17 protein-coding genes and 1 tRNA gene are annotated in these 22,171 nt (G+C 61.6%); 3 read left to right on the top strand and 15 right to left on the bottom strand.

What is annotated here, in order from left to right:
• Positions 1–8: 8 nt before the first annotated feature.
• Positions 9–1,928 carry a phosphodiesterase DibA gene (dibA, locus tag AC1RR7_RS13875; protein WP_096821859.1) on the bottom strand — a complete coding sequence of 640 codons (1,920 nt, stop codon included), beginning with the start codon at positions 1,926–1,928 and terminating at the stop codon, positions 9–11.
• Between the two features lie 146 nt (positions 1,929–2,074).
• On the opposite strand from dibA, the gene desA reads away from it, so the two are divergent.
• Together desA and AC1RR7_RS13885 are read left to right on the top strand one after the other, a co-directional pair.
• Positions 2,075–3,259 (top strand): delta-9 fatty acid desaturase DesA, encoded by a 1,185-nt coding sequence (gene desA / locus AC1RR7_RS13880; protein ID WP_493065909.1) that lies wholly within the window; start codon positions 2,075–2,077, stop codon positions 3,257–3,259.
• Positions 3,260–3,404: 145 nt separating this feature from the next.
• Complete coding sequence (locus tag AC1RR7_RS13885) at positions 3,405–4,394, top strand: GGDEF domain-containing protein (protein ID WP_493157719.1); 990 nt, start codon at positions 3,405–3,407, stop codon at positions 4,392–4,394.
• A gap of 25 nt (positions 4,395–4,419) precedes the next feature.
• Here AC1RR7_RS13885 and AC1RR7_RS13890 read toward each other — a convergent pair whose 3' ends face one another.
• From AC1RR7_RS13890 to gabD, 3 genes are all read right to left on the bottom strand, one after another.
• Positions 4,420–5,631, bottom strand: coding sequence for a response regulator (locus tag AC1RR7_RS13890; RefSeq protein ID WP_102620557.1), 1,212 nt, complete (start codon positions 5,629–5,631; stop codon positions 4,420–4,422).
• Between the two features lie 141 nt (positions 5,632–5,772).
• Complete coding sequence (gene gabT, locus AC1RR7_RS13895) at positions 5,773–7,050, bottom strand: 4-aminobutyrate--2-oxoglutarate transaminase (protein ID WP_493157721.1); 1,278 nt, start codon at positions 7,048–7,050, stop codon at positions 5,773–5,775.
• Between the two features lie 185 nt (positions 7,051–7,235).
• Complete coding sequence (gabD, locus tag AC1RR7_RS13900; protein ID WP_085712649.1) at positions 7,236–8,678, bottom strand: NADP-dependent succinate-semialdehyde dehydrogenase; 1,443 nt, start codon at positions 8,676–8,678, stop codon at positions 7,236–7,238.
• A gap of 445 nt (positions 8,679–9,123) precedes the next feature.
• Between gabD and AC1RR7_RS13905 the strand changes: the two genes are divergently transcribed.
• A tRNA-Arg gene (locus AC1RR7_RS13905) sits at positions 9,124–9,200 on the top strand.
• A 66-nt stretch (positions 9,201–9,266) separates the two neighbouring features.
• Here AC1RR7_RS13905 and AC1RR7_RS13910 read toward each other — a convergent pair.
• The 11 genes from AC1RR7_RS13910 to AC1RR7_RS13960 form a co-directional block, all read right to left on the bottom strand.
• A complete protein-coding gene (locus AC1RR7_RS13910; protein WP_219737388.1) occupies positions 9,267–9,536 on the bottom strand; it encodes a hypothetical protein in 270 nt (89 codons plus the stop codon).
• A gap of 20 nt (positions 9,537–9,556) precedes the next feature.
• Positions 9,557–10,054 carry a hypothetical protein gene (locus tag AC1RR7_RS13915; protein ID WP_493157724.1) on the bottom strand — a complete coding sequence of 166 codons (498 nt, stop codon included), beginning with the start codon at positions 10,052–10,054 and terminating at the stop codon, positions 9,557–9,559.
• On the bottom strand, positions 10,051–10,632 hold the full coding sequence (locus AC1RR7_RS13920) for an RNA polymerase sigma factor (RefSeq protein ID WP_493157774.1): 582 nt from the start codon (positions 10,630–10,632) through the stop codon (positions 10,051–10,053). The genes AC1RR7_RS13915 and AC1RR7_RS13920 overlap by 4 nt, the downstream gene beginning before the upstream one ends.
• 29 nt (positions 10,633–10,661) lie before the next feature.
• Positions 10,662–12,353: a vWA domain-containing protein gene (locus tag AC1RR7_RS13925; RefSeq protein WP_493157726.1), complete on the bottom strand. Its 1,692-nt coding sequence runs from the start codon at positions 12,351–12,353 to the stop codon at positions 10,662–10,664.
• An 88-nt stretch (positions 12,354–12,441) separates the two neighbouring features.
• Positions 12,442–13,002, bottom strand: a complete 561-nt coding sequence (locus AC1RR7_RS13930) for a YbhB/YbcL family Raf kinase inhibitor-like protein (protein WP_085733396.1) — start codon at positions 13,000–13,002, stop codon at positions 12,442–12,444.
• Between the two features lie 103 nt (positions 13,003–13,105).
• A complete protein-coding gene (pgaD, locus tag AC1RR7_RS13935) occupies positions 13,106–13,636 on the bottom strand; it encodes a poly-beta-1,6-N-acetyl-D-glucosamine biosynthesis protein PgaD (RefSeq protein ID WP_096821852.1) in 531 nt (176 codons plus the stop codon).
• Positions 13,633–14,988, bottom strand: a complete 1,356-nt coding sequence (gene pgaC / locus AC1RR7_RS13940; RefSeq protein WP_096821851.1) for a poly-beta-1,6-N-acetyl-D-glucosamine synthase — start codon at positions 14,986–14,988, stop codon at positions 13,633–13,635. The genes pgaD and pgaC overlap by 4 nt, the downstream gene beginning before the upstream one ends.
• Position 14,989: 1 nt before the next feature.
• On the bottom strand, positions 14,990–16,987 hold the full coding sequence (gene pgaB / locus AC1RR7_RS13945) for a poly-beta-1,6-N-acetyl-D-glucosamine N-deacetylase PgaB (protein ID WP_273539686.1): 1,998 nt from the start codon (positions 16,985–16,987) through the stop codon (positions 14,990–14,992).
• A 12-nt stretch (positions 16,988–16,999) separates the two neighbouring features.
• Positions 17,000–19,483, bottom strand: a complete 2,484-nt coding sequence (pgaA, locus tag AC1RR7_RS13950) for a poly-beta-1,6 N-acetyl-D-glucosamine export porin PgaA (protein WP_493157728.1) — start codon at positions 19,481–19,483, stop codon at positions 17,000–17,002.
• A gap of 258 nt (positions 19,484–19,741) precedes the next feature.
• Complete coding sequence (locus AC1RR7_RS13955; protein ID WP_493157730.1) at positions 19,742–21,253, bottom strand: YdgA family protein; 1,512 nt, start codon at positions 21,251–21,253, stop codon at positions 19,742–19,744.
• 200 nt (positions 21,254–21,453) lie between these two features.
• On the bottom strand, positions 21,454–22,089 hold the full coding sequence (locus tag AC1RR7_RS13960) for an NADH:ubiquinone oxidoreductase subunit N (protein ID WP_096821847.1): 636 nt from the start codon (positions 22,087–22,089) through the stop codon (positions 21,454–21,456).
• Positions 22,090–22,171 lie beyond the last annotated feature (82 nt).

Here is a 22,171-nt window from a genome sequence, read left to right on the forward strand (position 1 = left end):
CACATCCGTCAGCCGATTGCCGGCGCTCGGGTCCAGTCGATTTGAGCTTCGGGCACCGGCCGCCCGAACCAGTAGCCCTGCCCCAGATCGCACGCCTGCTCCAGCAGGAACGCCGCCTGCTCGGCCTGCTCGATGCCCTCGGCATGCACCTGCATGCCCATGCTGCGGGCCAGGGCGATGATTACCCGGACGATCGCTGCGTCGTCCTCGTCCCACGGCAGGCCGGCGACGAAACCCTGATCGATCTTGAGCTTCTGCACCGGCAGGCGCTTGAGCCGCAGCAGCGACGAATAACCGGTGCCAAAGTCATCGATGGCCAGGCGAATGCCCAGTTCGCGCAGACGATGCATCTGTTCCAGCGCGACTTCCGGATCGTCCATCACCGCGCTTTCGGTAACCTCCAGTTCCAGATAGGCCGGGTCCAGCCCGGTGTCGTGCAGCACCTGGGCCACCTGTTGATACAACTCGCGACGGGCGAACAGCCGTGAAGACACGTTCACCGCGACAAACGACAGCACGACCCCGGCCTGCTGCCATTGGCACATCTGCCGGCAGGCTTGCTGCATGACCCAAGCGTCGATTTCCGAGATCATCCCGGTGCGCTCGGCAATCGGGATGAACTCCGCCGGCGACACCAGCCCCCGCTGCGGATGCTCCCAGCGCACCAGCGCCTCGACGCCGATCAGTCGGCTGGTTTTCAGGTCGTGCACCGGTTGGTAGTAAACCCGCAGTTCTTGCTGCTCCAGCGCACGGCGCAGTTCGAAGGCGATCTCGACCCGCTGCTGGGCGTGGGCGGTGAGTTCTTCGGTGTACAGCGCGTAGCCGTTGCGGCCGCTGCTCTTGGCCTTGAACAGCGCCGCATCAGCGTTGCGCAACAGCTGTTCGGCGCTCAAGGCATCGCTGGGGAACAGGCTGATGCCGAGGCTCGCGTTGATGAACAGTTCATGGCCGTCGAGGCAGAACGGCTCCTTGAGCGCATCGAGAATGCGCTGCGCCAGCGCCGCCGCTTGCGCAGGCTGTGGACAACTTTCCGCCAGCACCGCGAATTCATCGCCACCCAGCCGCGCCAGGGTGATACCTGACCCGAACAGCGCCTGCAAACGCGCGGCAACAGCCTTGAGCAAGCGGTCACCGATGTTGTGGCCGAGGCTGTCGTTGATCAGTTTGAAGTGGTCCAGATCGATCATCAGCAGCGCACAGCCGCGCTTGTGGGTCTGCGCCGACGCCAGCGCCTGTTCGGCGCGATCGCTGAACAGCAGGCGATTGGGCAGATCGGTCAGCGGATCGTGGTGGGCCAGGTGCTTGAGTTCATGCTCGGAATCCTTGATCGCGCTGATATCGGAAAACACCGCGACGTAGTGGCTGAGCCGACCGTCTTCGTCCCGAATGACGCGGATCGTCTGCCATTGCGGATAAATCTCGCCGCTTTTACGACGGTTCCAGATCTCGCCGCTCCATTCATCCTGCGCCTGCAATGTGGCGAACATCGCCTGATAGAACCCCGGAGGATGGTGCCCGGACTTGAACAGGCTGGGCTGCTGGCCAATGACTTCTTCACGCTGATAACCGGTGATTTCCATGAAGGCGCGATTGACGTGCACGATCAGCCCCTGCCGGTCCGTGACCAGCACGCCTTCGCGGGTGCAGTCGAATACCGCAGCCGCCTGACGCAGGCGTTCGCGATCGGCCTGGCGCTCGCGCAACCGGGCACCAATGCCAAGGCATTCGAACAGGCGCGCCCGGGCAAGAAAGATCAAACCGGCGCTGAACACCACAAAGGCATAGCCGTTGATCAGTTGCCAACGCAGCAACTCATCAGAGCTATCGAAGAAACTGTTCAATAAATAGCCAATGCCTTGCAGCCAGACAACGGCAAGGACCAGGTAAAGCAGCGCTGCACGCAAGGCATCGCGGTATGAGGCAGACATTCGGCCGTCCATGTCCCTACAAAAATGTCGGGATTATAGGTCAAGAAACATCCAGCCATCTCTTATCTGAAAGGGCGACTGGTTTTATCTGTGTGCTTGGTGATAATGCAACGGCTGTTTTTTCTTTATCGAGGGCCCTATAGCCTATGTGGTACGAAGGTTTTCTTGGCTTGTCGGCCTGGTCACTGGTCGCCGTCACCCTGCTGATGACCCATGTGACGATCGTTGCCGTCACGGTCTACTTGCACCGCTACTCGGCCCATCGCTCCCTGGAGCTGAATGCCGGCCTGAAGCATTTCTTCCGTTTCTGGCTGTGGCTGACCACGGCGCAGAACACCCGCGAGTGGACGGCCATCCACCGCAAACACCACGCCAAATGCGAAACCGCCGATGACCCGCACAGCCCGGTCGTCAAGGGTCTGTCGACAGTGCTGCGCAAAGGCGCCGAGCTGTACCGCGAGGAAGCGCAGAACGCTGAGACCCTGCGAATCTATGGCAAGAACTGCCCGGAAGACTGGATCGAGCGCAACCTCTACAGCCGCCACCGGTTGCTGGGCATTGCAATCATGGCGGTCGTCGACCTGCTGCTGTTCGGCACCATCGGCATCACCATCTGGGCGATCCAGATGATGTGGATCCCGGTCTGGGCGGCCGGCGTGGTCAATGGTCTCGGCCATGCCATCGGCTACCGCAACTTCGAATGCCGCGATGCCGCGACCAATCTGGTGCCATGGGGCATCCTGATCGGCGGCGAAGAGCTGCACAACAACCATCACACCTACCCCAACTCGGCCAAACTGTCGGTCAAGAAGTGGGAATTCGACCTCGGTTGGGCCTGGATCCAGGTCTTCAGCTTCCTGCGTCTGGCCAAGGTGCAGCGCGTTGCGCCGATCGCCCACCGCGTCGAAGGCAAGGGCAGCCTGGACATGGACACCGCCATGGCGATCCTCAACAACCGCTTCCAGATCATGGCCCAGTACCGCAAGCTGGTGATCGGGCCGCTGGTCAAGCAGGAGCTGGACAAGGTCGATCATTCGGTACGCCATCAGTTCCACCGCGCCAAGCGTCTGCTCTCCCGTGAAACCAGCCTGCTGGAGGATCGCCACCACGCGCGCATCCAGAACATGCTCGAGCACAGCCAGGCGCTGAAGGTAATTTACGAGAAACGTCTGGCCCTGCAGCAGATCTGGGTCAAGACCAGCGCAAATGGCCACGACATGCTCGCGGCCATCAAGGAATGGGTACACGAGGCCGAGGCCAGCGGTATCCAGTCCTTGCGCGAATTCGCCGACCAGTTGAAAACCTACTCGCTGCGCCCCGCCGCCGTCTGATGCCGTTGATCGGTGCGCCCGGTTCCCGGGCGCACCCTTCGGAACTTCACCCCCGATCCCCTATCTCAAAGACACTTCGCCACCCCCGGCGGGCTGTCCCGTGGCCGTTGTCGACTGATCGGCACGCCCTTTGAGATCCGTGTCGATGGTCAACAACAATCAAAAAGACTCATCCCTTCCCCAGTGGCCAGAGGCCGCACAAACCCTGATGGCGCTGATGCACGCCCAGGGCGAAGTGGCGCGCCTGAGCGAACGCGAACAGCTGTTCAGTTCGCTGCTGGTCAGCGTCAACGCCGTGCTTTGGGCCTTCAACTGGGAAACCCGTCAGGTGCTCTACGTCAGCCCCGCCTATGAACGGATTTTCGGCCGTTCGGCCGCCCTGTTGCTCGCCGATCATAACCAGTGGCGCGACAGCATCTACCCCGAGGATCTGGAATACGCCGAACGCAGCCTCGCCGAAGTGCTGCACAAAGGCGCCGTGGAAGACCGCGAATACCGGATCATCGACGCCGACGGTCAGGTGCGCTGGATCAGCGACAAGTGCTTCATCAACCGCCAGGAAGAACCGGGACAACCGGTGATCATCGTCGGCATCGCCGAAGACATCACCGAGAAAAAACAGATGGAAACCGAGCTGCAACGCCTGGCCACCACCGACGTGCTGACCCAAAGCAGCAACCGTCGACACTTCTTCGAATGCGCCAACCGCGAGTTTGAAGAAGCCCGTTTGCAGGGTGCGCCACTGGCATTTCTGTTGCTGGACATCGATGACTTCAAAGTGATCAACGATACCTACGGCCACCCGGAAGGCGACCACGTGCTGCAACGAATCGCCGAAAGTGGCCGCGCCTCGTTGCGTCGGGGGGATCTGTTCGGACGGATTGGCGGTGAGGAATTTGCTGCGGTTTTTCCGGGCTGCGCGCCGGACATGGCGATGCAGGTGGCCGAGCGCCTGCAACAGGAAATCCAGCGCCTGAGTTTCAACCACGGCGAACAGACGTTCGGAATCACCGTCAGCCAAGGCCTGACCAGCCTCACCCCGGAAGACGAAAGCCTCGACGACCTGTTCGCCCGAGCCGATGCGGCGATGTACGAGGCCAAGCGTCAGGGCAAGAACCGGATCATTTCCGGCTGAACACAGCGCTGATGCGGAACAAGCGCTATTTGCGCATCCGCATCAGCTCCGGCAGCCCGATCTTGAGCAGGCGCGCCGTGCGGCTCTTCGCCAGCTCCTCGACGCCCTCGTGCTCGGTCAGCCGCGCCATCTGCGCCGCCATGTTCATCACCAATGCTTCGCGGGAGTACACCCCGCCACCGAGCTGGTAGACGGATGCAATCAACTCGCGCAGCTCCAGCGGCAAACGCCAGCGAGTACGCAACGCCGAGCCGTACGCCGCACCGAATTCCGCCAGCGCATCGCCGACTTCCTCCAGTTCATCCAGCTCGCCACCGGCCTGCTTCCACTCCTGCAAACAACGCAGCAACGCCAGATCGCCGAGACGATGGAGCATCCCGGCGCAATAGCAGCGTTCCTGATCCAGATCGAGCAGACGCGCCAGGGTACGCGCGTATTCAGCGGTGTGCAGCGACAGGCCCCAATAGCGCTCCGCGTAGTCCGCCAGGCATGGATCGCTGAGTCTGGCGCTGCGCTTGAGGGCCAGGCCGAGGATCAGGTTCATGCTTTGCCCGGTGCCCAGGCGATGCAGCGCCTGAGCCAGGGTCTGCACCGCCGCACCGTGATGCTGAGCGGCACTGTTGGCTGCGGCGATCAACACGGCGGTGATCTGCGGGTCGGTGCGGACTTCCTCTTCCAGCAGCTTCAGATCCAGCCCGTTGGGGTTGAGGCTGCGTTTGACCGCCACCTGTACGTCAGTCATCAACGGTGCGCCGTCGGCCTGCTCGCGGCGACGCTCGAGGAACACCGACAGGGTCATGCCCGGCGCCAGTGCGGGCACTTCGCAGAACACTTCCTCGCCGGCATTGAGCAGCAGCCCCTGCAAACGCTCGGTCAGGCTTTCCATGTTCAGGGGTTTGGCCAGGTAGGCCGTCGGCGCCAGCGGCAGGGCTTCGCGTACGCTGGCGCTGTCGTTGCGGCTGCTCATCAGAATGAACGGCAGCGGCGGATTGCGTTTGCGCTGGCGGACACTGCGCAACACGTTCAAACCGTCGACACCGGGCAACTCCCAGTCGACGATCGCCAGGTCATAGGGGACTTCACTGAGCAGCGTCATAGCCTCCTGGCCATCGGCGCACAGATCCAGCCGCGCATCGCAGCGCACATTGAGCAAAACCTGTTTGAGCAGGTCACGAGACCAGGGGTCGGCCTCGGCAATCAGGACTCGGGGTACAGCGGGTAATTCGACGGCAGGCATGCTCGCCCTCCCTTGCAATGCTTGAACCTTAGCCAATGCTGGCGTTTCGATACAGCTCGAATGCGGGGTATGTGTTTCAGCAAGCGTAAAAAAACCCGCCGAAGCGGGTTTTTTGTCGATCCGATCACACAGTGCCCGGGCTTACAGCTCCGAGAAGCACTCTTCGATGATCGCCAGGCCTTTGTCCAGTTGCTCGTCCGGCGAGGTCAGCGGTACCAGGACGCGCAGAACGTTGCCGTAGGTGCCGCAGGACAGCAGGATCAGGCCCTTGTCACGCGCCTTGGCCACGACGGCAGCGACTGCGGTCGGGTTTGGCTTGTGACTGTCGCCGTTTTCGAACAGCTCGACGGCAATCATGGCGCCCAGGGCACGGACTTCGCCGATCGCCGGGTACTTGGCCTGGATGGCCTTCAGGCCGGTTACCAGACGCTCGCCGACAGCCTTGCAGCGGTCCAGCAGTTTTTCTTCTTCGAACACTTCCATCACGGCCAGGGCCGCGGCGCAAGCGATCGGGCTACCGGCGTAGGTGCCGCCCAGGCCGCCTGGCGCGATGGCGTCCATGTATTCGGCCTTGCCGCACACACCAGCCAGCGGGAAGCCGCCAGCGATGGATTTGGCGAAAGTGGTCAGGTCGGCGGCAACGCCCATCTGTTCCATGGCGAAGAAAGTACCGGTACGGCCAGCGCCGGTCTGCACTTCGTCAGCGATCAGCAGGATGCCGTGCTGGTCGCACAGGGCACGCAGACGCTTCATGAATTCCTTCGGCGCGACGTAGAAACCACCTTCACCCTGCACAGGCTCGATGATGATCGCGGCGATGTCTTTCGGCTCGGCGTCGTTCTTGAAGATGCGCTCGATGGAAGCGATAGAGTCGTCGATGCTCACGCCGTGCAGTTCGTTCGGGTACAGCGCGCGGAAGATGCCGCCTGGCATCAGGCCCATGCCGGCCGAGTAAGGCACGACTTTACCGGTCAGGCCCAGGGTCATCATGGTGCGACCGTGGTATGCGCCGGTGAAAGCGATCACGCCAGCACGGCCAGTGGCAGCACGGGCGATCTTCACGGCGTTTTCAACGGCTTCGGAACCGGTGGTCACCAGCAGGGTTTTCTTGGCGAAGTCACCCGGTACGCGAGCGTTGATTTTTTCGCACAGCTCAACGTACGGCTCGTAGGCCAGTACCTGGAAGCAGGTGTGAGTCAGCTTGTTCAGCTGTTCGGTCACGGCGGCGATGATTTTCGGGTGCACGTGGCCGGTGTTCAGCACGGCGATACCGCCGGCGAAGTCGATGAATTCACGACCTTCAACGTCGGTCACGGTCGCGTTCTTCGCGGACTCGGCAAAAATCGGGTGGATCTGGCCAACACCACGTGGAACAGCTGCGGTACGACGGGCCATCAGTTCAGCGTTAGTCTTGCTCATTACAGTCCTCATTCACCGCTCATCGGGCGGCGTGGTTCAAGGATTAAGCGGGAGGAATCGGCGGTGGCAGCATGCGATGATCGACTGCCACGGCGTTCCCGGCCGCAGAGAAAATTCCGGTTTGAAACGACGCAAAGGGACAGCGCTCTCGTGCCCTTTGCGTTTGCAGCGATCCCTTTCCCGGCTTAGATGCCCAGGCAGAGGTATTTGATTTCCAGGTAATCTTCGATGCCGTACTTGGAGCCTTCACGGCCCAGGCCCGAGGCCTTGATGCCGCCGAACGGCGCGACTTCATTGGAGATCAGCCCGGTGTTGACGCCGACCATGCCGTATTCCAGGGCTTCCGCCACACGGAATACACGGCCCAGGTCGCGAGCGTAGAAGTAGGAAGCCAGACCGAACTCGGTGTCGTTCGACATCGCGATCACTTCGGCTTCGTCTTTGAAGCGGAACAGCGGCGCCAGCGGACCGAAGGTTTCTTCCTTGGCCACCGCAGCGTTTTTCGGCACGTTGGTCAGGATGGTCGGCTCGAAGAAGTTGCCTTCCATCTGCTTGCCACCGGCCAGCACGGTTGCGCCTTTGGCAACGGCGTCAGCGATGTGCTCCTGCACCTTGGCCACAGCTTTCTCGTCGATCAGCGGGCCAGTGGTGGTGCCATCTTCCAGACCGTTGCCGATCTTCAGTTTGGCGACGGCCGCTTTCAGCTTCTCGGCGAAGGCGTCGTAGACCGAATCCTGAATGTACAGACGGTTGGCGCAGACGCAGGTCTGGCCGTTGTTGCGGTACTTGGAAATGATCGCGCCTTCGACAGCCTTATCCAGGTCCGCGTCGTCGAACACGATGAACGGTGCGTTGCCGCCCAGTTCCAGCGAGACTTTCTTGATGTCCTTGGCGCATTCCGACATCAACTGACGACCGATTTCGGTCGAACCGGTGAAGGACAGTTTGCGCACGATCGGGTTGCTGGTCAGCTCGCTGCCGATGTCGCCGGCGCTGCCGGACACCACGCTGAACACACCTTTAGGGATGCCGGCGCGCTGGGCCAGTTCGGCCAGGGCAAAAGCGGAGAACGGGGTTTGCGAAGCAGGTTTGAGCACCATGGTGCAACCGGCAGCCAGGGCCGGGCCTGCTTTACGGGTGATCATCGCCGCCGGGAAGTTCCACGGGGTGATGGCGGCGGTCACGCCGATCGGTTGTTTGATCACGATCAGGCGCTTGTCAGGCTGGTGGCCCGGAATCACGTCACCGTAGATGCGCTTGGCTTCTTCGGCGAACCACTCGATGAACGAAGCGGCGTAAACGATCTCGCCCTTGGCTTCGGCCAGTGGCTTGCCCTGCTCGAGGGTCATCAGGCGAGCCAGGTCTTCCTGGTTCTCGATGATCAGTTCGAACCAGCGACGCAGCTTGCCTGCACGCTCCTTGGCGGTCAGTGCACGCCAGGCCGGCAGCGCCTTGTCGGCAGCTTCGATGGCACGGCGGGTTTCGGCAGCGCCCATCTTCGGCACGGTGCCCAGGATTTCGCCAGTGGCCGGGTTGTTGACCTTGATCGTCTGACCGTTGTCCGCGTCGACCCAAGCGCCATCGATGAAGGCTTGCTGGCGGAACAACTGGGTGTCTTTAAGCTGCATGTCGGCTTTCCTTAACAGCACCGCGGCCAGCGCGGAGCAAAATTATGATTGTAGAAAGGCGCCTCGCAAGGCTGCCGTCAGGGAAATCATTCACCGGGCTGAAGCACCTGAAGTGTGCACGGTTGCAAACACGTGCGGCTCGGCACCCGATCAAAGAGCGTTTGAAATCTCAAACGGATCGTAGGATCAAAGGGGGTAAAGGACAATAGGTCGTTCGAAAAAAAGAACAAAAACGCCGCTTTTGCCGGATTTTTCAGATCAACGAGCAAACCAGCCTGCGCCGCAACGAAACCTTAGTTCAGTCCCGCCAAAGCGCCAAGCGAGCCTTTTGCAGGACGTTACAGCTTTATGGAATGCAGCGCTTTCGACCGACACGCGCACTGACAATAAGCGCCAAAACCCGGCATGGACGCCCCGAGCCGACCTAGGTATGATGTCGCCCGCTGCACCAGTAGCTCAGCTGGATAGAGTACTGCCCTCCGAAGGCAGGGGTCGTGGGTTCGAATCCCGCCTGGTGCGCCATGAACAGAAACGAAAAAGCCTCAGGCCGTAAGGTCTGGGGCTTTTTTGTGGGTGCTGATTGGCGACTCACTCCGTCGTCCAGTCAAACTCGTCATATTCATCATCGTCTTCGTCGTCCTCGATCAACTCATCATCAAGAACGTCTTCCTCCAGATCCTCTTCTGCCTGTTTCGCCAGAAGAAACTCCTTGCGACTCTCGGTCACTGCTCGCCGCAGTTCCTCACCCTTCACCGGGCAGTTGAGCATTTGGGCGATGCGGTCGATTTTTTGGGCCACGGCATCCTCCAGCGCATCGGCAATGGCCTGATAGTGCGCGTTTTTGCGGGGCAATGCCAAATGGCTGAGAGATCACCCGGTCAGTTCTGGCGGATTTGTTCGAGGCGCAGGTCCAGATTCACGCTCGGGTAACGCTTGTGCAGATTGTTGTACAGGGTATCGGCAGCCTGTGATTGACCGGATTCGCGCAGGCGCAGGACTTCGCGCAGTTGCTCGTCGAGGCCATTGGCCGGGGCAGCGGGTGCTGATAATGTCCGGGATTCGATGGCCTCTTTACGAGCCATTGGCGCAGCAGGTTTGGCGGCTGGGGCGAAATCGTAATGAGCCACGGGTTCCGGCGCGCGATGCACCAGCGACAGCATCAGCGCGATGCCGACCAGACTGGCGAAAGCTACCTGATAGCGCGGTGTCTGGCAGGCCTTGATCCAGCGCTGCCACAGGCTCGGTTTCGGTGCCGGGATCTGGCGATGCGCGGCGTTGAGAATCAGCGCGTCTAGATTCGCCGGCGGCTCGCCGTTCTGTTGCTCGCGGTAATGCTTGAGCAGTTGCTCTTCGGGTGTCTGGCGGGTGTCCGTCATGTCAGTACCTCCTCGGCCAGCAGCCGACGCAATTTTTGCTGGGCGTAGCGCAAGCGGCTCTTGACGGTTTCCAGCGGTGTTTCGGTGAGGCTGGCGATTTGCGCCAGGTCGAGGTTGCCGTGGGCGCGCAGCAGGAACACTTCGCGCTGGTCGGCGGGCAAGGTTTGCAGGGCGCTGTCCAGGCGTTGGCTGTCGCGGCTGAGGCTCAGCAGTTGCTCCGGGTCGCTCGCATCGTCACTGACCGCATGGGCCTGTTCGTCGTAACTGTCATGCAGCGGTTGATGGGCGCCATGCTTGCGCCAGTGATCGATCAGACGGTTGCGGGCAATCTGGAACAGCCAGGTACGAAAAGTCGCCCGGCCTTGTGGCTGACTGCTGCTGCGGATCAGGCTCAGCCACGTTTCCTGATACACCTCGTCGGCCAGTTCCGGTTTGCCGCTCAATCCGAGCAGAAACCGGTAAAGACTCTGGCGATGGCGGGCGTACAGGATCTCGAACGCCTTGCCGTCACCCTCGCGATAACGGGCCAGCAGCGATTCGTCGCTGCTGGCCTCAAGGCTGTCTGCGGAGGCAAACAGCTGGCTGATAAACCCCTTCAGGCGGCTCACTATTCAATCCGTCGCTCGGTCGGCATCGTGTTGGAGGCGGTCGAAGTCCGCAGGCTCTGCGCCAGTTCCACCAGTTGCACGAACTCGTTGCGCAGGCCGAAGCGGTCATCGCCACGGGCACCTCGGGCCAACGCTTCGGTGTCCTTGAGGCTGAAATCGCCGGTGTAGCGACCGTCCTTGAGTTGCTGGGAGAACGCTGCGACGGCGGCAGCAAAGCGCAGGTCTTCGCTGGCGGGCGCAACCTGACTGGCAATCGGCCGCTCGATCAGCAGACTTTTCCCACCTTCAGGCTTTTGATATCTCACACGCAGCATTGCCAGTTCTCCTTTCTTTTCAGAAACCACTGCATCGGTTTTTCCGTAACGCAGCGGTTCCAGCCAGCCCTTCTCGCCTGCGGGGACAATTTCGTACAACGCCGTCACTGTGTGTCCCGCGCCGATCTCACCGGCATCGACCTTGTCATTGCTGAAATCCTCACGCTTGAGCGCGCGGTTTTCGTAGCCGAGCAGCCGGTATTCGCTGACCTGCGCCGGGTTGAATTCCACCTGCAATTTGACGTTTTTCGCCACCACGGCGAGGGTCGAACCGAGCTGATCCACCAACACCTTGCGCGCCTCGCGCAGATTGTCGATGTAGGCGTAGTTACCGTCGCCGGCATCCGCCAGTTGTTCCATCAGATGTTCATTGTAGTTATCCACACCAAAACCCAGGGTGGTCAGGGAAATCCCGGTCTTGCGTTTATCCACAGCCATTTGCTTGAGGCTGTCGAAGTCCCTGACACCGACGTTGAAGTCACCGTCGGTGGCCAGCAGGATGCGGTTGATGCCTTTGGGGATGAAGGCTTGTTGTGCCATTTGATAGGCCAGCTCGATGCCGGAGGCGCCTGCGGTCGAGCCTCCCGCCGTCAACTGCTCGATGGCTGTGCGAATTTTCGCCTTTTCCCGTCCGGAAGTCGGTTCCAGCACGACTCGTGATTCGCCGGCATACACCACAAGCGACACGCGATCCTGTTCGCGCAGTTGATCGACCAGAAGCTTCAGGGTGCTTTTGACCAGCGGCAGCCCTTCGCGACGATCCATCGAGCCAGATACGTCCACCAGAAACACCAGGTTGGCCGGGGCCAGTTCCGCCACCGCACGATCAGAGGCCTTGATACCGATGCGCAGCAGGCGGGTGTGCGGGTTCCACGGCGAAGCGGCCAGTTCGGTGGTTACGCCGAACGGCGATCCGTCAGTGGGCAACGCATAGTCATACGGAAAGTAATTGACCATCTCCTCCAGCCGCACCGCGCCTTCCGGCGGTAGGCGTCCCTGATTGAGCAGACGCCGGACATTGGCGTAGGCGCCGGTATCCACATCGGCACTGAAGGTCGAAACGGGCGTTTCGGCAACGCTGTGGATCGGATTATCCGCCAGGGTTTCGTATTGCTCACGCGGCTCGGCGCGATAGTCCTGTGGATAACTTTCCCCGGCCGGCATCGGTGCAAAACTGGCCATCGGCACCGCCAGCGCGCTGCGCTTGGCCAAGGAGTGATCGGCCATGACCACTTCTTGCTGCACCACCGGTTTCGAGGGGAGCTGCGCCGGTGGCGGCACGGCGGCGGATTCCGGACTGGAGGAAATGCCGCAACCGGCGACGGCCAACAGCACACCGGCAGCAAGGGGTCGCAGAAGCATCGAAGGAAGAGACATGGGGCTGACCTCGAGGAAGAATTGATCCATTCAACCTCTGAGACGGACAGCCCTTTCAGTTCGGGTTAAACGCCGCCGAAATTTTTTTTCAGCGGTGATAACGCCGCACTGCACTGCTGTTGCGCAGCACATGGCCTTTGATTTTCTCCAGCAGCTGTGCGCGAGTCAGGCCGGCCGGCAAGGCGTCGGGGGCCAGGTCCAGGGCGTAGATCTGAATGATGTAGTGGTGCGCGCTGTCGCCGGTCGGCGGGCACGGGCCGACATAGGTGGTCGTGCCTTTGCTGTTGGTGCCCCCCAGGCCTTCGAAGGTCGGCTTGGTGCCAATGCCGGCCGGGATCTGCCGGGTCGTGGCCTTGATGCCGTAGTGAACCCAGTGATCGACGCCCAGGCCTTTCTGGCCGTCCGGATCGTGCATCACGATGGCGTAGCTCTGGGTTGCGGCCGGGCCGGCGTTCCAGCTCAACGCCGGCGACTGGTTCTTGCCGCCACAACCGGCTGCGTCACTGGCTGCCGCCGCCGTGAACAGACGGTTGTCCGAAACACCGGGAATGCTGAGGGTGAAGCGCTCCTGGGCCTGCGCCGGAAACTGCACGCAAAGGGCGACGGCAACGGCCGCCAGCCAAGGGTTGAGAGAGGTCAATCGGGTCATTCCGGGAGCACCTTGTGCAGTTGGGCCGTCTTCGGCCTGCAGACTATAGCTGTACCGTTCGTGCCGTGGCAGTGGCAAATGACGCCCATTGGTATCACCGCGCTTACAGACGGTTCACCGGCTCACGGTTATCGTCGTCCTCGGCATGCAGAAAGATCACCCGCGGATGCTCCAGTGGCGCCAGCGGTGGCGGCAATTCCGCCTGTTCCACCGGCCACAGGTGCGGCACCACATGGCTGACGTCACCGTCCTGATTGTTGTGGATGGTGATGACGCCCGGGCTGCGAAGCTTCTGCAGGCGGTCATCGCACAGCTTGAAGCTTTTGCTCAGGCCATCATCGTCAACCACCGGAGCCGCCAGGCGACGCTGAGCAAAACTGCGGCTCTTGCGTTGTTGATAACGCGCCCAGGAAATCAGAATGACGGCGTTGACCAGCGCCACCCACAGGTAGATCTGCAAGGTCCCCAGCGCTTCGAACGCCGAGTTATCGATGCGCGGCCCGCCGGCATGGGTTTCGATCAGCGGCCACAGCCCGCGCACCAACAGATACAGCAGGCCAACCCAGGCCAGCACCGTGAGGAACACATCGACCACCACCAGGAATGGTCGCTGGCGGGTCCGGATGATTTTCATTTGATGACCTCCTCTTCGTCGTCCCCGACCGGTTTGATACCCCGGTCCGGGCTGACCCAACGCGCACGCTTCTGATGCTGGCCGAACAGCACCTTGGGAAAACTGACCAGCGTGGTCAGCAGGCTGATGAACCAGAACACCAATGGATACCAGACCACCCAGAACATGGTCTTGCCCAGACCCGGCTCGTAGCGCCGGTCGATGATGATGCTGACCGCGAACTGCACCAGGCAGACAAACGCCAGCAGCAACCCGGTAAACGCCGGCGGCATCAGGTGATGCACGGCGATCGCTTCAGGCATGACCATGAATTTGCCCATCACCCAGAAAATCACCGACAACAGGAAAGTGAACGCCCAGCCGGTCGACAGGCAGTATTCGAACAGCAGCGGCCACAGGTAACGGTGACGGTATTGCCAGATGCCGCGAATGTTCTTGAACAGCACTTCGGCACCGCCCTGGGCCCAGCGCAGGCGCTGCTTCCACAGCCCGCCCAGGGTTTCCGGCATCAGGATCCAGCACAGGGCGCGGGGCTCGTAGAAGATGCTCCAGTGGTCCAGTTGCAGTTTCCAGCTGATGTCGATGTCTTCGGTGATCATGTCCGGGCTCCAGTAGCCGACCCGGTTCAGCGCCGTGCGGCGAAACGCGACGATCACACCCGACACAGTGAAAATCCGCCCGAACACTCGTTGGGTGCGTTTGATCAGCCCGATGATCGACGAGAACTCGCCGACCTGAACCCGCCCGACCAGCGTCGAACGCGTGCGGATCCGCGGGTTACCGGTCACCGCGCCCAGTCGCGCGTTGTCGAGCATCGGCGCCACGAGGTAAGCCGCCGTGTTCGGCGCCAGCAGCGCATCACCGTCGATGCACACCAGATATTCACTGCGTGCAGCGATGGCGCCCATGCGCAGTGCCACGGCCTTGCCCTGGTTCTCCGCCAGGTGCAGCACGCGCAACCGTGGATCTTCCTTGGCCAGCGCATCCAGTACTTGTGCGGTGTTGTCCTTGGAGCCGTCGTTGATCGCGATGACTTCGATGTTCGGGTAATGCTGGGCCAGCGCCGCGTGAATGGTGTCGGCGGCGTTGTCGCCCTCGTTGTAGCAAGGGATCAGGATCGAAATCAGCGGTTCGCCTTCCAGCGGTGGCGGCAGCGTGTCGTCCTTCCACGGCCAGTGCCGCTCCCAGTGCAGCCAGAAATACAGGCCGCCGGAAATCCACAACCCGGACATGAACAGCGGGTAGAAGAACACGAAGTCCATCAGGAATTGCCCGGTGACCAGGAAGATCAGCCCCAGCGGGACGCCGAGGACAATCGCCAGAACAAGCAGGGCCAGCAGTCTATCCAGCATGTCATGGGTTCCATTTGTTGGAGAGCGCAGGCCGCACGGTTTTCAGGTCCGGCAGGTTCTCGAGGAAGTTGTCCGGGTAGTAGCCGAAACTCGTCGCGCCCTGACGCTTGAGGCGGCCCATCCAGTCGGCCAGTTGTGCACCTTCGATGTCGGCCTGGTCCTTTTTCGTCCAGTCCCGGGCCTGCAATTCGAACACCGTGCGATCCAGCGCACCGGGGCGCTGTTTGATCTTCGCCACCAGTTCTTCCAGCCACGGGCCGGATTGCGCATGGGTCTGCTTTTCCATGAGCGGCATGGCCATCGGCGCCGTCCAGTCGTAGCTCACGAGGAAGTCGTCGAGGTTCTGCGCGAACCACGCTTCGCTTTGTGGATTGAGCACCGGCTCGGCAAAGATGTTGCGTGCGGTCAGCACTTGCGGGCCGCGAATCGCGCGGACCTTGGCGGTCAGTTCGTTGGTGAAGTCGATCAGGTAGCGGCTCTTGAACCGTGTCCAGCGCTGCATGGCTGCCGGATCGTCGCGCAGGGCGGCAATCGAGCCCGGCAGACCGTGGGCGGCATAGGCCTTGAGAGCCTCGGGGCTGGCGTCCTCGAAGTCCGACAGCACGGCGTCGTCGTGGTAGAGGATGCCGTCGACCGAGGTCAGGCGCGCCACGTCTTCGTAGATTTCACCAATGATCCGCCGCACTTCGGGGTCGAACGGCGACAGCCGCTTGTACTGATCCGGGTCGACCGACGTGGTGCCGGTCTTCGGATCCCAGCGCGTGACCCGTGGCAGCTTCGAATCCAGCGCAAAACTCAGCACCGGCATCCAGGCGAACACTTTCACGTGAGCCCGAGTGCGCAACTGCCAGGCGACACGGTCGAAAATGTCGGCACGCATGGGCAGATGACGGTTGGGGAAGTACAGCGAATGCACTAGGCCATCGCCTTTCGGATCGGCGAAGGCTTGCAGGAACACCGTGTTGGCGCCCATGTCAGCCATGCGCTGGATCAGTTTGCCGAGGTTCACTTCCTGTTGCGCAGGATCCGGGTCGTAGACGTTGTCCAGGTCCACATGCACCACGCGCATGGCGAAATCGGACTGCACCGCCACGATGCTGTTGGCGAAATGCTCGCCGTCCGGGTCGGAGGCGACGAGGAATCGTGGGCTGCTCATCAGGTTGTCTAAGGCATCGAGACCGTCGTCGAGGGTCAGGGCCATTTCATAACCCTGCTCGCTCACCACGGTCAGCGAAGTGCCGTCCGCCGTACCGTATGGCCAGACCCAGATACGCGGTTTCTTGCCGGTGGCCTTGCGGATTTTCTCCGAAATGGTGGCCACGTCGGTGCGGATCCGCGCCTGGAAATCCGCCTCGGTTTCATAGCGTTTGGTCACCGGATCGTAGCGCCGGGTCGCGGCGGCCGGCTGCAGGTTGCCTTGCGGGTTGGCGAGGATGCCTTTGTGGCTGGCATCGGTGTGAGCGGCGATTTCCACGAGGCCGGATTGCGAGATTTCGCGCACCTGATCCCAGGTCAGGAAGTCAGAGCGCTGACGCGGAGTGCCGGCGAAATCCACCGGTTGATTCAGCGGTGTGTCGATCCACACGCCGACCGGCGCCAGCAGCGCATGCCAGTTGTAGGCACGCAGCACCGGCAGCACACGGGTGTAGAAGCTCGCATAACCGTCGTCGAAGCTGAGCAGGATCGCTTTGGGCGGCAGTTCCGGCCCGCCCTTGCGCGCGGCCATGATCTGATCGACCGTCACCGGCTTGTAGTTGTTTTCCCGCAGCCACGCCAGTTGCTCGATCATGCGCTCGGTGCGCACCGCCACCACCGCCTGATCGGGATCACGGTCTTCGATGTCGTGGTAGGCAATGCCCAGCACGTGGTTTTTCGGCCATGGTTTTTCATTGGCCGCCACCGGGCGCTCGGACGGCGGTGCGAAGGCCGGAGCTTGCTGGGCGCAGGCGCTGACCAGCAGCACTCCCAGCAGAAGGATGAAACGCGAAATAAAAGGCATCTTCAAACTCTTCTAGAAGCGGAAAGTGAGGTCGACGAGCAGACGCAGATCGGTTTCCCGGTCACCGTCGTAGGGCCGGTTGATCACACTGAACAAACCGCCCACCTCGAACACGTCGTTCCAGGCATAGCGCTGGCCGTAGCCCAGCAACGCCATGCCGCCGGTGCCGTGGTCACGCTGGCTGTACGTACCCGCGCCGGCCTGGAACTGCTGGCTCCAGGAGGTTTCGTAGCGGTGGTAGAGCACGTGGTTGACGTTGACCGTCGGCATCACGCTGAGATCCGCCTTCGGGTTGTAGTACGGCACGTCTTCGGAATTGGAGTTGTGGCTGGTGGCGACTTCCAGACCCGCGTCGACCTGCACGTGGGTGGTGCTGTAGACGCCTTCGCGCCCGGTCAGCAAGGCTTCGACGCGGTTGTTGCCGTCACTGAAATGCGACGGGCTGACCGACAGTTTCCACTCGCGGCTTTCGTTGGCGCGCCAACGGATGAAACCGCTGCCGCCGTTGGCCTTTATGTCGCTGTTCAACGCGCGCAACGGGGTGTCGGCCGACAGGTATTCAAGGCTGCCGCCGTACTGCCAGTTGTCGTTGATGTCCCGGGCAATTGCCAGACGAGCGCCTTGCTTGTCGCCGTAACCGTAGGAATGGTTGGAGACTTCGGCTTCAAGGGTCATGTCACGGGTGCGGCGCTCCAGGCCGACGCGCTGGAAGCGGTGGTTGCCGGTGCCTTCGGCGAAGTCGCCGGTGGCATAGCCGACCCCGGCGAACACACGCCAGTCTTCATCGATCGGCGGGCTGTACAGCGTGCTCTGGATGCCGAAGTCCCGACTGCCGCTGACCGCGCCGGCATTGCCGCCGCTGCCGCCATTGGCCTTGCCGCCGTAGGCTTCGACGCGCAGCTCGGACATGTCATGCACTTCGCGCTCGCGTGCGGCGCGCTGAACCTGGCGGTTGTCCGGGAAACGCTCGACGACGTCGTCGGTCAGCGCATCCATCTGCCGCCACTCTTGCAACGTCATGGCCGTGCGGGCCTGAGCGACTTCCAGGCCCATGTCCCGTGGTACCACGCTCTCGACTTCCTTGAGCTGGCTTTCTGCGCGACGCGGCCATTGGCGGGCCAGGTACAGATCGGCCTGGGACAGGCGCAAGCCGATGTTTCCCGGCGCCTGATCGACCAGCGTCTGCAAGCGATCCTCGCCGTGGGGCAAGTCCGCGCCGTAGGTACCGGCAGCCTGTGCCGAGAGCAATTGCGCGTCCATCCAGTCGTCGCTGGGGTTGCCGATTGGCAGGCCCTTGAGTTCGACGCGCGGTTTCTCGTTTTTGGCCAGGTCTTCGGCGACCTTGCGTGCCTCGTCGGCCCGGTCGCTCTCCAGCAGCGAGTAATACAGCGCGGTGGTGTCTTCGAGGCGATCGCCGGCATCGGCGTCCGGCGCCGAGAGCACCTGGCGATAGAGATCGGTGGCGACTTCCGGTTGCCGTCGATCCAGATAAGACGCGGCGACCCAACGCAAAGCGTAGGTCGGAATCTTCACGCCTTCCGCTTGCAGCTTCTGGTATTCGGTGATGACGTCGGCAGTGCGCGCCCGGGCCTTGAGGGCGCCCATGCGGTCGATGCGCCAGCGGGTCACATCGTCGTGGGCGCTGGCGTCGGGGGTCCAGGTGGCGAGCAGTTTGTCGTAGTCGGCCAACGCACGGTCGGCGATCACATAACGTTCTTTTTCGCTGCGGGTGGCGAATTCGGCGAGACGCACGCGTTCGGCGGCCAGATCGCCTTCGAGACGGCGCAGCGTCACCGGATCGATCAGCCCCGGACGCTGGTTGGCCAGGCGTAGCGCAGGCTCAGGCAGACGGGCTTTTTGCAGAGCGACCACGTACTCACGGGCAACTTCCGGTTTGCTGCCGGCACGAGAGAAGGCCTGATCGTATTCGAACAGCGCGTCGTATTGCTTGCCGGCGCGGGTCAGGGCATAGCCCAAGGCGAGACGGCGGGAAGGATCGTCAGGTTTGGCCGCCACCAGCGTCTTGGCGCGAGTGACTGCCTCGTCGGGTTTGCCGGAATCAGCCTGGGTCAACGCCAGACCGAGTTGCAGGTCGGCATTGTTCGGTTCCAGCGCCAGGGCCTTGGTGTAGACCTCGGAGGCCTGATCCCAGCGCTTGAGATTGCGATAGGCGCGGGCGGTGGCGGTCAGGGCCTGGATCGGCAATGCGCGGCCGCGTCCCTGGGTCTCGTAGACCTGCACCACTTCGGCGTCGAGCCCGGCCCAACTGGCGATTTGCAAGTGATCGCTGACCTGCCCGGTGGAAGCCTGGGCCGGCGGCACTTGACGCAAAGCGGTCAGCGCAGGCGTGTAATGCCCTGCCCGGGCGTCGAGCACCATTTGATCGTAGGCCGTATCGGCCAACGCGAGTACCGGCCAGAGCAACTGGCTGCACAGCGCGACTCGAAACAAAGGGCGTAAACCACGATGTAATACGGGAACATCAGTACGCGGCATTCGTCAGCATCCTTACATGGCCAGCCGGGTTGCAATGCCCCCCCTTGCCCAATTCGTAACGGAGGCCAAGTCAGAATCACTTGGCCAAGCTTATCCAAGCAGTCTTGCACGCAAGCGTAGACCAATATTCAGAACACAATATTTGTTCAGATTCGTGACCGGAAACGCTGGCGCGCGCCGCAAACGCAGAGTCCAGACAGCAAAACGCCCGGCGTCTGCGGGAAGCAAAGGCCGGGCGTTGAGGTGTAGCGAGGGGTTTTACTGTTCCTGGCTTACGTTGACGCCAGCGAATTTGCTCATCAGGAAACCGACGAACTGCTCGACGGTCATTGTCTGGCCGTTGAACTCCACCTGATTGGCGGCGTAATGCAACTTGGTCGTCACATTGGTGCCATCCAGCGTTGCCAGCTGCGAACCCACGGCCATGCCGGAGAACATGTCGGCAGCGGCGCTGGCCTGGTCAACGATGGCTTTGGCGTCGGTCTGACCATCGATCTGGGCCTGAACGCTGAGCAGGTCCACCAGCATCGGCTTGGACACCTGCACATTGACGTCGAGCAGCGCGATCAGCTGTTTGCCCAGTTGATCCGGCGGCAGGTCCATCGAGGCCGGTTTGGTCAGGTCGAGCACCAGATTGGCCCGGCTTTCACCGTTGGCGGTTTTCAGCGACAGGTCTTCCAGCGCCAGCTGCGGGCCGGCTGCCAGCAGTTTCTGCAGGTCAGCCTTGACCTGAGTGGACTCGGCTTCGGTCAGGTTCAGCTCGGGCGCCGGCAGACCGGCGGCGGTGGCTTCGGCGGCGGCTTTTTCGTACGGCTGCAGCTTGGTCTGGTAGATCTGCATCAGCGACAGGGCCGACGGGATGTCGAGGTTTTTCAGGCTCATGGCCAGATTGGCCGAACCGATTTTCTTGTCATTGAGGGTCACTTCACCGATTTTGTAGTCGGCACGGCCGGAAGCATTGGTGCCGTTTTCTTCGGTGAGGTTCTTCATTTCGAAGTTCTTCACACCCAGCACGGACTGCTTGGCGCCGAAAGTGGTCTTGCTGCTGGTCAGTTCCAGGGTGTTTTCGCCGGTGTAGTAGCCGTAGCTGCTCTTGGCGAGGTTGCTGGCCAGGGTCAGGCCGCTGAGTTCGATCTGCACCGGCGCCTGGTCTTCAGCCACGGTGGTCAGGTGCAGGCTGTCCATGTAGCCGTTGGCCTTGACCTTCTGCGCCTGGGCACTGGCGGAGATATCCATGTTCAGGCCGGAGAATTTCAGGCTCGACTGCTCGTCCAGTGCGGTTTCCAGTGGCAGCAGTTCGATGTTGCCGGTGGTGGACTGGTCGTAGCCGATATTGACCACACCTTTCAGTGGTGCGGCGCCCTTGGTGGCAGCGAACCATTTTTCGGTGATCGGGGTCTTTTCCAGCTCGTAGTGACTGGTGGCCATGACCGGCAGCCATTTCAGCGAGACCAGACGCGAGAACGGCAGCGGGCCATGTTCAATGTTATCGACGAACAACAGCTCGACCGGCGCCTCACCGAACATCTCGCCTTCGCCCTTGAGGCGATAGTGCGCGGTGCTGCTGAAGGTGTGACGTTCCAGCGACACCAGCTCCAGCGACGCACTGCCGTTGGAACCGGCCATGGCGGCTTGCAGCTCTTTGTTGGCGTCGACGACGGCGTTGTTGAGCACGCCTTCGATCTTGGTGCCGGTGTACCAGGCCCCGCCGACGCTGATGGCGCCGATGGCAACAACGATTCCGAGAAGCACGCCTGCTGATTTATTCATGAATGACCTGATCGATTTCCGTGGCTGAAAGTGTGGTCGTCTTCCGTGAACCCGTGACCGGGCCGTGGCTCGACTCCGCTGAATTTAGCGGTGGAGATTAGCACTGGCAGCGCGGGGCGGCCCAATGTTTAAAGGTTAAAGAGTGTCCACGGGACATGGACAAACAAAAAGATCGCCGGGTTCGGCGATCTTTCGGGAGATCAGGAATACTGCACCTCGATCTCATCGAGCTGATGATCGAAGCTTTTCAGGCGTGCGGTCCAGGTGTACACGAGCACCTCGAAGTCCCGGTCGATCACCGCCCCGCCCGGCCCGTCGCCGCGCGGGTCGCAGAAATCCAGTTGATAGCGCTCACGGGCCATGGCCGTGGCGACGTCGGACAATTCACGGGCATTGTTCAACCAGTGCCAGCCTTCATCGGCGACTTGTCTGTCGAGTGCCAGGCATTGTTTTTTCAGGGCTTCAAGGCTTTTTTCCAGCGGGGTGCCGGTGAGTTCGCCCATGACTTCGGCGAAGGTGCGCCCCGGTTGCCAGTAACTGCCCCAGAAGTAGCGGTCGAACACGGTTTCGACTTTGCGCAGCGCGACCTTGGTGTCCCAGATCAGCAGCAGGGTCTTGCTTTGTTCAAGCTGTCTTTTCTTGAGCTTTTGCACCTGCACCAACGACCAGGCCACCACCACGATCGCCATCACGGCGATCAACGCAGTCGCGCTGTCGAGGAAGACCATCGCCTTGTCGATCTGATGGGCCAGCATGATGCCGTAGAAATAGGTGGCCGACAGCAGCACCAGTGCGACCAGGGCGCACCAGAAGCCGAGAGCGTAAGGGTTTTTCATTATTGGTTTCCCCTAGACCTGCGCTAGCAATGTGCACTGAAAAGGCGCCTTGCTCAGGGCGCCCCTTCAATACTTCAAAGCA

Source organism: Pseudomonas sp. GW821-FHT11G12, from assembly GCF_058808055.1.